At 71.5% G+C, this 12,864-nt stretch carries 14 protein-coding genes; 9 read left to right on the top strand and 5 right to left on the bottom strand.

The window, feature by feature from the left end; all coding sequences use genetic code 11:
• Positions 1–184: 184 nt before the first annotated feature.
• Both LUU90_RS07075 and LUU90_RS07080 read right to left on the bottom strand, forming a co-directional pair.
• Complete coding sequence (locus tag LUU90_RS07075) at positions 185–1,855, bottom strand: sodium:solute symporter family protein (protein WP_275002647.1); 1,671 nt, start codon at positions 1,853–1,855, stop codon at positions 185–187.
• Positions 1,852–2,196, bottom strand: a complete 345-nt coding sequence (locus LUU90_RS07080) for a DUF4212 domain-containing protein (RefSeq protein WP_275002648.1) — start codon at positions 2,194–2,196, stop codon at positions 1,852–1,854. The genes LUU90_RS07075 and LUU90_RS07080 overlap by 4 nt, the downstream gene beginning before the upstream one ends.
• A 328-nt stretch (positions 2,197–2,524) precedes the next feature.
• Between LUU90_RS07080 and LUU90_RS07085 the strand changes: the two genes are divergently transcribed.
• The 7 genes from LUU90_RS07085 (at position 2,525) to LUU90_RS07115 (ending at position 8,972) form a co-directional block, all read left to right on the top strand.
• On the top strand, positions 2,525–2,950 hold the full coding sequence (locus tag LUU90_RS07085) for a hypothetical protein (RefSeq protein ID WP_275002649.1): 426 nt from the start codon (positions 2,525–2,527) through the stop codon (positions 2,948–2,950).
• Positions 2,951–2,959: 9 nt separating this feature from the next.
• The gene (locus tag LUU90_RS07090) at positions 2,960–3,313 is read left to right on the top strand and encodes a hypothetical protein (RefSeq protein WP_275002650.1); all 354 of its coding nucleotides are present in this window, start codon (positions 2,960–2,962) and stop codon (positions 3,311–3,313) included.
• Complete coding sequence (locus LUU90_RS07095; protein WP_275002651.1) at positions 3,310–5,073, top strand: solute symporter family protein; 1,764 nt, start codon at positions 3,310–3,312, stop codon at positions 5,071–5,073. The genes LUU90_RS07090 and LUU90_RS07095 overlap by 4 nt, the downstream gene beginning before the upstream one ends.
• Positions 5,060–6,388, top strand: a complete 1,329-nt coding sequence (locus LUU90_RS07100) for a histidine kinase (RefSeq protein ID WP_275002652.1) — start codon at positions 5,060–5,062, stop codon at positions 6,386–6,388. The genes LUU90_RS07095 and LUU90_RS07100 overlap by 14 nt, the downstream gene beginning before the upstream one ends.
• A gap of 4 nt (positions 6,389–6,392) precedes the next feature.
• Positions 6,393–7,208: a LytR/AlgR family response regulator transcription factor gene (locus LUU90_RS07105; protein ID WP_275002653.1), complete on the top strand. Its 816-nt coding sequence runs from the start codon at positions 6,393–6,395 to the stop codon at positions 7,206–7,208.
• Between the two features lie 99 nt (positions 7,209–7,307).
• Positions 7,308–8,513: a sulfotransferase family protein gene (locus LUU90_RS07110; RefSeq protein WP_275002654.1), complete on the top strand. Its 1,206-nt coding sequence runs from the start codon at positions 7,308–7,310 to the stop codon at positions 8,511–8,513.
• Between the two features lie 54 nt (positions 8,514–8,567).
• Positions 8,568–8,972, top strand: a complete 405-nt coding sequence (locus tag LUU90_RS07115) for a DUF3054 domain-containing protein (RefSeq protein ID WP_275002655.1) — start codon at positions 8,568–8,570, stop codon at positions 8,970–8,972.
• Between the two features lie 42 nt (positions 8,973–9,014).
• Here the strand turns inward: LUU90_RS07115 and rdgB are convergent, their stop codons facing one another.
• Together rdgB and LUU90_RS07125 are read right to left on the bottom strand one after the other, a co-directional pair.
• The gene (gene rdgB, locus LUU90_RS07120) at positions 9,015–9,683 is read right to left on the bottom strand and encodes an RdgB/HAM1 family non-canonical purine NTP pyrophosphatase (RefSeq protein WP_275002656.1); all 669 of its coding nucleotides are present in this window, start codon (positions 9,681–9,683) and stop codon (positions 9,015–9,017) included.
• 34 nt (positions 9,684–9,717) lie between these two features.
• A complete protein-coding gene (locus LUU90_RS07125; RefSeq protein ID WP_275002657.1) occupies positions 9,718–11,148 on the bottom strand; it encodes an MFS transporter in 1,431 nt (476 codons plus the stop codon).
• A 123-nt stretch (positions 11,149–11,271) separates the two neighbouring features.
• Between LUU90_RS07125 and LUU90_RS07130 the strand changes: the two genes are divergently transcribed.
• Positions 11,272–11,754 (top strand): winged helix-turn-helix transcriptional regulator, encoded by a 483-nt coding sequence (locus tag LUU90_RS07130; protein WP_275002658.1) that lies wholly within the window; start codon positions 11,272–11,274, stop codon positions 11,752–11,754.
• Between the two features lie 2 nt (positions 11,755–11,756).
• Here LUU90_RS07130 and rph read toward each other — a convergent pair whose 3' ends face one another.
• A complete protein-coding gene (gene rph / locus LUU90_RS07135; RefSeq protein ID WP_275002659.1) occupies positions 11,757–12,509 on the bottom strand; it encodes a ribonuclease PH in 753 nt (250 codons plus the stop codon).
• A 71-nt stretch (positions 12,510–12,580) separates the two neighbouring features.
• Between rph and LUU90_RS07140 the strand changes: the two genes are divergently transcribed.
• A complete protein-coding gene (locus LUU90_RS07140; RefSeq protein ID WP_275002660.1) occupies positions 12,581–12,859 on the top strand; it encodes a hypothetical protein in 279 nt (92 codons plus the stop codon).
• Positions 12,860–12,864: the final 5 nt, after the last annotated feature.

The following is a 12,864-nucleotide window of genomic DNA, read 5'->3' on the forward strand; positions in this document are numbered from 1 at the left end:
TACGGGCCGTTCCGGAACGGGCCGACAGAGCCTTCGACACAGCCTGCGGCACCGCGCCCGCGGCAGCGCCCGCCGGCACAGCACGGTGCCCGACGCCGTCGCGACGTCGGGCACCGGGGGGACGCTGTGGGTACGCAGCGGGGGGATCCAGGGGCGGATGTACCGCGTACCCACAGCGAGACGATCAGGCAGAGGTCCCCGTCCTGCGGGCGACGGCGGGGTACCTGATGTTCTCGACCATCTCCTGCACCTCGTGCGACGGAGGTCTGGTCGCGAGCGACACGATCACCGTGACCACCAGGTTCACGACCGCACCGATGGCGCCGATGCCCTCGGGGCTCACCCCCATGATGTGGTCGTTGGCCTGCGTGCCGAACACCGGGAGCGTGTAGATCATGTACGTCGCGGTGAACACGAGACCGGTGAGCATGCCGGAGACGGCTCCCGCCGCGTTGGCTCTCTTCCAGAAGATCCCGAGCAGCAGGATCGGGAAGAAGGTCGACGCGGCGAGCCCGAAGGCGAAGGCGACCACCTGGGCCACGAACGCCGGCGGGTTGATGCCGAAGTAGATGGCGACCAGCACCGCGATCCCCATCGCGATCCGGCTGACCAGGAGGCGGCGCGCCTCCGACGCGTGGTGGTCCACGTACCGGAAGTACAGGTCGTGCGACGCCGACGACGAGATGACCAGCAGCAGACCCGCCGCCGTCGACATGGCGGCCGCAAGGCCACCCGCCGCGACGAGCCCGACGATCGGTGCGGGCAGACCCGCGATCTCCGGGCTGGCCAGCACCAGGATGTCGTTGTTGATGATCATGTCGGCACCCGACGTCGGGTCGTTGCTGACCGTGCCGATCGTGTTGACACCCTCACCCACGGTGATCAGCCCGGTCGCCATCCAGTTCTGCACCCAGGACGGTAGGGCGTCCACCGCGGCTCCCTGCACACCGTTGAGCAGGTTGAGCTTGGTGAACGCGCCCACGGCCGGCGCCGTCGTGTACAGCAGGCCGATGAAGATCAGCGCCCACAGGGCCGAGTAGCGCGCCCCGCGGACCGTCTTGGTCGTGTAGAACCGGATGATCACGTGCGGCAGGCCGGCGGTGCCGATCATGAGCGACAGGGTCACCAGGAACACGTCGATCTGCGGCCGGGCGGTGAACGCCTCGGTGTAGACCGGGAGCCCGAACTCGGCGCCGATCCGGTTCAGCTCGGCCAGGATCTCGCCGAACGAGATCTGCGGCACCGGGAACCCGGTCATCGTGTGCGCAACCGCCCACGCCGGGATCAGGTAGGCGACGATCAGCACCGTGTACTGGGCCACCTGGGTCCAGGTGATGCCCTTCATGCCGCCGAACACGGCGTACGCGAAGATGACCGCCGCCGCGATCGCGACGCCCGCCCCCTGCTCCACCTGGAGGAACCGGGAGAACACGATGCCGCCGCCGGCCATCTGCCCCACCACGTAGGTGAACGACACGATGATGGCGACCACCGCGGACACCGAGCGCACCGTCTCGGAGAACCGGTCGCCGACGAACTCGGGAACCGTGAACTTGCCCCACTTGCGCAGGTACGGCGCGAGCAGCAGCGCGAGCAGCACGTAGCCGCCCGTCCAGCCCATCAGGTAGATGGAGCCGTCCGACCCGAGGAAGGCGATGAGGCCCGCCATCGAGATGAAGGACGCCGCGGACATCCAATCCGCGGCGACGGCCGCACCGTTCGCGACGGCGGGGATGTTCTGCTCGGCGACGAAGAAGCCCTTGGTCTCCTTCACCCGGCTGCGCCACGCGATGCCGATGTACAGGGCGAACGACGCCGCGACGAAGATGAGCGCCCAGGTCTGGATGTCACTCATGACCGGCTCCCGTCGTCGTTGCGCTCGCTGACGCCGTACTCGTCGTCAAGCTTGTCCATGCGCAGGGCGTAGATGAGGATCAGCAGGATGAAGGTGTAGATCGAACCCTGCTGCGCGAACCAGAACCCCAGCGGGAAGCCCGCGATCACTATCTCGTTGAGCTGCTCGACGAACAGGATCCCCGCGCCGAACGAGACCGCGAACCAGACGACGAGCAGAACCACCATCAGGCGGAGGTTCTTCTTCCAGTACTCCTTGCGCCAGCCGTTCTCCGGCAGCGCGACACCCCCGCCGTCCGGCGGCGGTGCTCCGCCCGGCGGACTCTCGTTCGTGTCGGCCATGTCTCGACGCTCCTTTGCGTGTCGTGGTGCGTCCCGGCGGCAGCCCCAGCTGCCGGTCGGGACGCCCGGTCGGGACGTACTGTGGTGCGGATCACAGTGCCCCTGAGCCTGAGCCAAGGGCAGACGCCCTCCGCGGCGCAAGAGCCGACCGGCCGGACGGCGGGCGCGACCCCGCGAGCGGTCGTTCAGGGCCACGAACGGTTCCCGGCAACTTCACCCGACCGCTCGAGGGACGTTCTCGACCGTTCGCGGAACCCGACCGGCCGTTCGGCAGAGCGGAGCCCGTGCGGGGGTCCCTGAAGGACCCTGACCGCCCTACGATCACCTCATGTCCTCGACGTCGAGCACTTCCGGTACCGCCGTGCGCCGCCGCGTGTTCCATCCCGGCAGCCTGGCGATGGCCATCGGAGGGCTGTGCGTCATGATCGGGTCGGTCCTGCCCTGGATCAGCACGCCGCTGGGGCACATCCCGGGCCACGCGAGCTACCTCGGCTGGGCGACGATGTTCGTCGCACCGCTCGCGTTCGCCGGAGCCGTCCTGCCGTTCCGGCGGGTGGCGATCGGTCACTGCCTGGTCGTCGCGGCGCCCTGCGTGCTCGCCGTCGTCTGGAACATCGTGCAGATGGTGCAGGTCAGCGCCGGCACCGACTCCTGGGGCAAGATGTGGCCCGGCATGGGCCTGGTGATGATCGCCGGCGGCGCGGTGATCCTCCTGCGCACCGCCTGGCGCCTGCGCCGGACACCTGACGCATAGTCTCGTCCCATGGAGCACGACGACGAGGACGTCGACGAGCACGACACACCGGCCGAGGTCGACGCCACGTTCCGCACGCTGCGGCGCGTCGCCATCACCCACTTCGTGCTGTTCCTCGCCGCCGTGGCGGGCGTGCCCGCCCTGTCACTCACCCTCGACTGGTGGTCGGGCGGGCGCCTGGCCGGCGGGATGAGCCCTGGCTTCGCCATGGCCGCGTTCGGGCTGTACGCCTTCTTCCTGGTGATCGGGCTCGCGGCGGCCACGCTGTCCTCGGCGGTCGAGGCCCGCATGCTCGGTGGCCGGCAGGACGACGAGGACCGCTACGCCGATGACACGTACCCGAGCGACGGCGAGACCTCGTGACCGCGACGAGCATCGGCACGCTGGTGGCCCTCATCGCCCTGGTGGCCCTTATTACGCTCGTCGTGCGGCCGCGGGGCACCTCCACCGTGGACTTCTACCTGGCCGGGCAGCGGGTCGGCGTCGCGACGAACGCCCTGGCCATCTGCGGGGACTACTTCTCCGCCGCGTCGTTCCTCGGGGTCGCCGCCGCCGTGTACGTCTCTGGCCTGGACGGGGTCTGGTACGCCGTCGGGTTCGCGGCCGGGTTCGTCCCCGTGCTGCTCTTCGTCGCCGCGCCGTTGCGCCGGTTCGGCGAGTTCTCCATCCCCGACTTCCTCGGCCGGCGGCTCGCCTCCGAGCGTGTGCGCCTGGTCGCCGTCGGTGTGGTGCAGATCGTGATCCTGTCCTACCTGGTCCCGCAGGCGGTGGGCAGCGGCATCACGTGGCAGCTCCTGGTCGGGCACGGCCTGCCCGGCCTCTCCCCGTACGCCACCGGCGTGGTGCTCTCGACCGCGGTGGTCGCGGGGCTCGTCGCGTTCGGTGGCATGCGCGGCACCACCTGGACCCAGGCCATCCAGTTCCTCGTGCTGCTCGGTGCGCTCGTCTGGCTCGCCGTCGTCGTCGCCGGGTCGGGGTTCCACTACTCGGAGGCGGTCGCGGACCTGTCCGCCGAACCGCTGGCCAACCCGGTGCACGACGAGTCCGGATGGCACCTCCAGCCGGAGAGCAACCAGCTCGACGCGACGCAACCCGCGACCTTCGGGCAGCCCGGTGCCGCCTACGGCCCGCTGGCCCAGTTCGCCCTCATCCTCACGCTCGTCATGGGCACCGCGGGCCTGCCGCACGTGATGAACCGGTACTTCACCAGCCCCACGGGCACCGCCGCCCGCATGACGACCGTGTGGGTGCTCGGCCTGGCCGGGCTGTTCTACGCGCTCGCCGTCATGCTCGGCACCGCCGCACGCCAGCAGATCGCGGCGGCCGTCAAGCACCACCCCTGGCTGGAGGAGCTCACCGTCGACGGTGTGCTGCGCGTGCCCGAGCACGCCCTGCCCGTGCTGGGCCGGATCTACGGCGGTGACTCCGGGCTCGCCGTCGTCGCGGCCGGCGCGCTCGTCGCCGTGATGTCCACGATCGCGGGGCTCCTGCTCGCCGCCGCCGCATCCTGGGGCCACGACGTCTACGAGCGGCACATCAACCCGCGCGCCACCCAGAGCCAGGCGGTATGGGCCGGTCGGGCGAGCACCGCGGTGGTCGCGCTCGCGGCGGGCGGCCTGGCCATCGCCATGCAGCCGGCGGAGATCACGCCGGCCGTCCCGTCCATCGTGGCGGCGATGGTGACCTGGGCGTTCGCGATCGCGGGCTCGGCACTGACCCCGGTCTTCGTGCTGGCCATCTGGTGGCGCGGCACGACGGCGGCGGGCGCCACCGCCGGCATGGTCGTCGGCGGCCTGGTGTCGGTGACGATGTTCGTGGTGGGCGCCCTGCCGATCGGGCCGGGACTCGGGGAGATGCTGATGACCCCGACCCTCGTGGCGGCACCGCTGGCCGCCCTCGTGACCTGGTTCGTCTCCCGGGCGACGACACCCCCTGCCGACGTCGAGCGGCAGTGGCTGGTGCTGCACGGCACGGCTGCCGACCGCCATGCCGAACGTCTGGCGCGCCTCACGATCGCGAGCCTCGGGCCGAAGTCACGCCGGTCCGCGCGATCGGGCGGGTCCGCACGATCGGGCGCGGACACGGCAGGCGGGGACAAGGGGGGACATGATGCGGACGGGTAGCGCACTTCTGGCCGCGACGATCGCCGTCACGTGGACGGTGGTGTACCTGGTGACCCAGGTGTTCGTGTCACCGCCGCTCGGCGTCGGCACGACCGTGGCGGCGGGCGCCGTGGCGTCCGTGCTCCTCGTGCTCGGCTACCCCTCCGCGCTGCGGGGACCGCGCGCGGCCACGACACTGCGGCGCGGCCGCGAGGGGCGCGGCGTCGAGCGCTCCCGCCGTCGGATCGTGGCAGGCGGGAACCGTATGCCGCTCCGGTCCGGGCTGACCGCCGACGCCGCCCGCCGCACCGCCGAGCTGCTGCGCCCGCTGCTCGGCGGGGACGCGGTCGTGATCACCGACCGGGAGCTGAACCTCGCCTTCGTCGGCCCCGGCGTCGACCACCACACGGCGGGCGGTCCGGTGCGGGCCGCCATCGTGCGGAGCGCCATCGCCAAAGGGCGCACCGTGGTGTCCCGCCGTGCGTCCAGCATGGGGTGCGACGACCCGGACTGCCCTCTGCGCAGCGCCGTCGTCGTGCCGCTCGTCGTGGGGACCCGCGTGGTGGGCACCATCGGCGTGTTCCGGACGCACGACGAGCCCGCGCCGCGCGTCCAGGTCGAGGACATGGCGAGCATCCTGTCGCTCCACCTGGAGCTGGCCGAGGCGGACCGCGAGCGCAAGCTGGCCTCGGACGCCCGGTTGGACGCCCTACGCGCGCAGATCAACCCGCACTTCCTGTTCAACGTCCTGAACACGATCGCCTCGAAGTCTCGGACCGACCCGGACGAGGCCCGTCAGCTGCTGCTGCGCCTGTCGGACTTCTTCCGTTACGCCGTGCGGCAGGAGGGCCAGCTCGCGGAGTTCGCGCAGGAGTACTTCTTCGTGCGCACCTACCTGTCGCTGGAGCAGGCCCGGTTCGGGGACCGGCTGCGGGTCCGGTACGACATCGACCCGCAGGTCCTCACCGCGCACGTGCCGGTGCTCGTCATCCAGCCGCTGGTCGAGAACGCCGTCAAGCACGGTCTGGCGGACAAGGTGGCGGGTGGGACGGTCACCCTGAAGGCCCGCGTGGATCCCCTGACCCGCACGACGTCGATCCGCGTGACCGACGACGGCGTCGGCATGACCGCCGACGTGCTCGACACGCTGGGCGCCGGTGGCGGCGCCGACCGGGGCGGAGAGGGTGCGTCCGGCGAGGCCGGCGCACGCGGCGGCATCGGCCTGCAGAACATCTCGGAGCGCCTCACGACGCTGTTCGGCGAACGGTTCACCCTGGACATCCAGTCGACGGCGGGTGCGGGCACGGTGGTGGAGGTGCGCGTCCCGCTACGCTGACCGCATGCGCCCCCGCGCCCTGATCGTCGACGACGAGGCACCGGCTCGTGCCGAGCTGCGCTACCTGCTGGAGGAGCTCGGACAGGTCCAGGTGGTGGGTGAGGCCGCGAACGGTGAGGAGGCGCTTCTCCTCCTGCGGTCGCTCCCCTACGACCTGGTGCTGCTGGACATCCGGATGCCCGGTGGCAGCGGTCTGGAGGTGGCGGGCGCGCTGCGCGACCTGCCGCACCCGCCCCAGGTCATCTTCACCACCGCCTACCCGGACCACGCGGTCGAGGCCTTCGACCTCGCCGCGGCGGACTACCTGGTCAAACCGTTCGACGCCGCGCGCCTGAGCCGCGCGGTGGAGCGCGCGCTCGAGCACGGCGGGGCCGACGACGCGCAGTCGAGCCCGGCGGGCGCCGGCGGCTCTGCCGGTGCGGGGTCGGCGAGCACGTCGAACGGTGGCCAGGCCGGACGGCGGGGCGACGACGCGGCGAAGCCGGAGCCGCTCGCGCGGGTGCCGGTGCAGCGCGACGGCCGCACGATGCTCGTCGACCAGTCGGCGATCGTGTACGCGAGCGCCGCGCGCGGCTACTCCTACCTCAAGCTGGCCGACGAGCGGCTCCTGGTCACGTTCTCGCTGAACGAGCTGGAGCGGCGGCTCCACGGGCACTTCTTCCGGTCGCACCGTTCGTACCTGGTCAACCTGAACCACGTGCGTGAGCTGGTCCCGGACTTCAAGGGTGCGCTGGTACTGGTCATGAACGACCGGCAGCGCAGCCGGGTCGAGGTGTCCCGGCGCCAGGCACGGGAGCTGCGGCGCCGGCTCGGCGTCTGACCCCTGCCCGGGTCGCGCACTTTCCTTTACGAGCAAAAGCCGCCTCAGGGACGATAAGGGGCAGCCGTTCCGCGAGCGAGCGCCCGACCCTGGAGAGACGTGTCCGAGACCACGCCTGCCCTTCGCCTGACCAACCTGCTCCTCACCCCCGGTACCCGCACGCGCAAGGACCCCGACGCCGTCTTCGACAGGATGATCGCGCGTGCCTCCCGCGGCCGCACACCGCTCAGCGCCGAGTACGCGGCCGACCTTGAGCACCTCCGCCTGGTCCTGCGCGCCTTCGCCCGCTTCGCCGGCCTGAGCCCGCTCGGCTGGATGGCGGGGCAGGCGCTGGTGGAGGCCCGTATCCGGAACCGGGTGGTCGTCGGCGACCTGCGTGCCAGGCACCCCCGCATCGCCGACGAGCCGGTGGAGGCGCCGGTGTTCGTGGTCGGCATGCCCCGGACAGGCACCACGCTCACCTACAACATGCTGTCCAGGTCGCCTGCCCATCGCGGGCCGAAGCTCTGGGAGATGACGCACCTGGGCCTCGCCGTCGACAGCGCGACCGAGGCCGAGCTGATCCGGCGCACCCGGAAGAAGTACGCCATGGTGTCGCGGCTCAGCCCCACGTGGGACACCATCCACCCGCTCTTCGCGGAGGCCGAGGAGGAGGACACCTTCATCCGGGCCCACTCGGAGCTCCACTCCTCCGCCGTGCCCGTGCCGGAGTACCTCGAACGTCTGCGGACCTTCGACCACCGGCCGGACTACCGGTTCCTGCGCGACACGCTCCAGTTGCTCTCCTACGGACGTCCCGCGCGTCGCTGGGTGCTGAAGCACCCGGCGAACCTCTTCCACCTGTCCGCGATCCGCGACGTGTTCCCCGACGCCCGCTTCGTCTGGACCCACCGCGCCCCGGAGGTGGCTCTCGCCTCCCTGTGCTCCCTTGCAGAGGCCGCGGAGCGGCTGCACCGGCACCCGGACGCCGTGGACCTGGCCGAGACCGGCCGGACGTGGTTGTCGATCATGTCCCGCGGCGTGTCCCGTGCCCTGGCCGAACGCGCGGTCCTGGGCCCCGACGTCGTGCTCGACCTGCCGTACGAACGCCTCACGGGAGACCCGGGCACCGTGCTGCCGGAGCTGTTCGAGCGGCTCGGCGCCCCATGGGGCGCCGACGACGCGGCGAACCTGGCGGCGGCCCGCGAGGCACCGAGGGAGCGCGCCCCGCACGAGTACAGCCTCGAACGGTTCGGGCTCGACCGGGACGAGGTCCGTGCGGTGTTCGCCGGCTACGTGGAGCTGCTGCCCGCTCTGTCACGGTAGGGCGCCCGGGCTCGCTGCGGGCAGGCTCGCGGCAGACGGGATTACCCTCGACGCGTGAGCACCGCTTCCCCCGCCTCCCGCACGAGACCTGTCTGGCCCGCGGCAGCGGCCGACGCCGTCGCCGTCCTCGCCTTCACCCTCATCGGCATCGCGTCGCACGAGGGGTCGTTCGCGAGCGCCTTCGGCCGGGTCGTGTGGCCGTTCGCACTGGCCGCCGCGCTGGGCTGGATCATGACCCGCGCCTGGCACGACCCCGCCCGCATCTGGCCGACGGGCGTGCTGATCTGGTTCCTCACCGTGGTCGGTGGCCTGGCCCTGCGCGGCGTCTCCGGCCAGGGCCTGGCCTGGACGTTCGCGCTGGTGACGGCACTCTTCCTGGCGGTCACCATGCTCGGCTGGCGTGCACTGGTGGCCGTGCTCCGACGGGGACGGACAGCGCGGAGCGGAACGGACGGCTGACCGAGAGCGAGATCGGTCCGTTGCACGGCCAGGACCAGAGGCTCAGCGCCCGCCCAGCACCTCGAGGATGACCGGGGCCAGGGCGCGGAACGCCTTGCCCCGGTGCGAGATCGCGTTCTTCTCCTCCGGATCCAGCTCCGCCGCGGTCCGCCGGCGACCGCCGTCCGCGCCGTCACCCGCCGGTGCCTCGTCCGGGACCAGGATCGGGTCGTAGCCGAACCCGTTGGCGCCCCGCGGCTCGGTCTCCAGCACGCCCCGCATCTCGCCCAGGCGGACCTCCTCCCGGCCGTCGGGCGTGACCAGGGCGGCGGCACACACGAACCCTGCCTGGCGGTGCTCCGGACGCACGTCGCCGAGCTGGCCGAGCAGCAGCTCGAGGTTGGCCAGGTCGTCCCCGTGTTTCCCGGCCCAGCGCGCCGAGAAGATGCCGGGCGCACCGCCCAGCACGTCGACGGCCAGCCCGGAGTCGTCGGCGACGGCGGGCAGCCCGGTCGCCGCGCACACCGCCCGCGCCTTGATGAGCGCGTTCTCGGCGAACGTCACGCCGTCCTCGACCGGCTCCGGGGCGCCGACCTCGCCGGAGGTGACCAGCCCGCCGTCGGGCAGGTCGAGGCCGGACGCCACGAGGATCGCGCGCAGCTCACCGACCTTCTTGGCGTTGTGCGTCGCGAGGACGATCCGGGCGGCGGGCGGCACGATCGAGGAGCTCATGCACCGATCATGCCAGCCGCCGCCCGGACACCCGTCAGGCCAGGGCGGGGACCGGGTCCGGCTGCCCGACGACGGCGTCGTCGGCGGGCGCCTCGTCCTCCGCCCCGCCGCCCAGGTAGTGCCGGCTCATCGACCGGTACTGGCGGCTGGCCAGCGCCGCCACCGTCAGCACCAGGCCGAGCACTGCGAGCAGCATGAGCACCAGCGCGATCCCCCGGGCCGGCCCGGTGCCGAACCAGCCGCCGATGAGGGCGGCGCCGACGCCGTCGGTCATGAACGGCTGGAACACGAACTCGGTGAGCGGGCTGATGAGGAACGCCGTCAGCGGCGCCGCCACCATCTCGACGCTGTGCGCGAACCCGAGCACGCGCCCCTGCCGCTCGTAGGGCACCACCTTCTGCAGCACGGTCTGCTCGGACGCCTCCGCGAACGGCATGACGAACAGGTACAGGGCGAACCCGGCCACGAGCAGCACGACCGAGTGCTGCACGGGAAGCAGGAAGGTCGCGCCCCACATGACCAGGTTGACCACCAGCAGGGTCCGGAGGGGGTTGCGCCCCACTCCTCGCTTCGCCACGACCAGGCCGCCGAGGATCATGAAGACGCTGATCGCGCCCCAGGCCAGGCCCCACGTCTGGACGGACATGAGCGACAGCCCGTACGGGTCGGCGAGCGCCATGAGCCCGCCGGCCAGGAAGTTGTTCAGGAGCGTGAACCAGATCAGCGCCCACATCCCGGGGATGCTGCCCACGAGACGGATCGTCCCGCGCAGGTCCACCTTCTTCGGCTCGTCCGCTGCCGCGGCTTCGCCGAGGGACTCCGGCAGACGCAACCGCTGCAGGTGTCCGACGGCGGCGGCGAGCACCACCACCGCCAGGACCAGCGCGCCGAGCATCCCGCTCGATGCCACGAGGAGCCCGCTGATGACCGAGGTCACCAGGTGCGAGATCCCCGACGTCGTGCCGGCGAGCCCGTTCGCCCTGTCCCTGCGCCCTTCGTCGAACAGCGCGGTGACGACGGTGGTCATCGCGATGCCCCGCGGGTTGCCCGCCATCACGCCGGCCATCACCAGGAGGACCAGCGCCCACAGGCGGACGCTCGTCGGGTCGGTGAACACGGCCGCAGGGGTCGCGACGTAGAGGCCGAGGGCCGCCAGGTAGAACCCGAGCGACACCAGTGCCGACACCTGCATGACCGTCTTCTTGCGGTGGTGGTCCACGAGCGACCCGAACCACACGCCGGTGCCGACCATCGAGACCAGGAAGATCCCGGAGATCACGCCGGCCGCGAAGACGGAGCCCGTCTCCAGATAGACCCAGAACGTGATGGCGAACCAGACGGTGAAGTTGGTGACCGACACCAGTGATGTGTTCACCAGGAGGTGCGCGAACGTGCGCACCTCGGGGTCCCGCAGGCGCAGCCGACCGGCGCCGTCCGACGCGTTGTGCGTCTCCTTCGTGCTCATCGATGCTCCTCGAGCTCGCGGGTCCTGGTGAACCCTCCGTCAATTAACTACGATGACCGTAGTGATCATGCAGGTATGACGGAGCGGGCCGCGGGAAGTCATCGGTCCGGACGGGAGACGATCGTGAAGCGTGCGAACGGCAGGTCCGCCTGCCCGGTGAGCTTCGGGCTGGAGACGTTCGGCGACCCGTGGTCGCTGCTCGTGGTGCGCGACGTCGTGTACTTCGGCAAGCACACGTTCAACGAGTTCCTGGCGTCGGACGAGGCCGTCTCACCGAGCGTGCTGTCCGCCCGCCTCGAGGCGCTGACCGACGCCGGGATCCTGCACCGGTACCCCGACCCGGCGGACCGGCGCCGCGTGCGCTACGACCTCACCGATCGCGGCCTCGGCCTGATCCCGATCATGGTCGAGATCGCCGAGTGGAGCGCCGCGCACGATCCGGACACGGGGGCGCCGGCGGACTGGATCGCCCTCGTGCGGGACAACAAGCCGGAGATGGTCCGCCGCTACACCGAGACGGTGCGCCGGGGCGGGAGCGTCTTCGTGGGCGAGGACAGCGTCCTGGCGCAGGTCGAGGCCGGGCAGCTCCAGGCCGCCGGAGCCTGAGGTCAGAGCTCCTGCGCGAGCGCTGCCTGCTGGATCTTGGCGAGCTCGGCGGTGCCACCCACGGCGAGGTCGAGCAGCGAGTCGAGCTCGGCGCGGTCGAACGGCGCGTGCTCGGCGGTGCCCTGCACCTCGATGAACGTGCCGGAGCCCGTGACCACCACGTTCATGTCGGTCTCCGCGCGGACGTCCTCGACGTAGGGCAGGTCGAGCATCGGCGTGCCGTCGATGATGCCGACGGACACCGCGGAGACGGAGTCGGACAGCACCTGCTTGCCACCCTTGACGTGCCCGTGGCGACGGCCCCACGCGATCGCGTCGACGAGGGCCACGTAGGCCCCGGTGATCGCGGCGGTGCGGGTGCCGCCGTCGGCCTGGAGCACGTCGCAGTCCAGCACGATCGAGTTCTCGCCGAGCGCGCTCATGTCGACGACGGCGCGCAGCGACCGGCCGATGAGCCGCGAGATCTCATGCGTACGGCCGCCGATCTTGCCCTTGACGGACTCGCGCGCGCTGCGCTCGTTGGTGGCGCGCGGCAGCATCGCGTACTCGGCGGTGACCCAGCCCTCGCCCGAGCCCTTGCGCCAGCGCGGCACACCCTCGGTGAACGAGGCGACGCACAGCACCCGCGTGCGCCCGAACTCCACGAGCACCGACCCCTCGGCCTCGTCGAGCCATCCCCGGGTGATCTTCACGGGGCGGAGCTGGTCGGTGGCGCGGCCGTCGGCGCGGACGATGCTGTCAGTGCTGGAGGTCATGCGCCAAGCGTATGCGGTAGGTTCACACGCCGGGCATACCGCTCGGGCGGAGCGACACCAAGGACGGCACGATGACGGACACCACTCCCGCCGAATCCCCCGCCGCCACGAGCACGGAAGCGGCCCCTGGCTGGACCAGCGGTCCGTTCCCACCGCTGTGGCTCGCGGTGCTGGGCAGCCTCGCCGTCCTCGGTCAGTTCGCCGTGGGCCTGTGCCTGATCGGCGCGCTCGTCTCACTGGTGATCGCACGACGACGACCCTGGGTGGCGGCGGTCGCGATCGTCCTGACCGCCTGGTCCGGCACGATGGTGCTGTTCACCGGTCGGTTGCTGCCGTGGGTAGGGATCTGACGCCC

Origin of the sequence: Promicromonospora iranensis (genome assembly GCF_028994775.1) — a bacterium.
GTDB lineage: Bacteria > Actinomycetota > Actinomycetes > Actinomycetales > Cellulomonadaceae > Promicromonospora > Promicromonospora iranensis_A.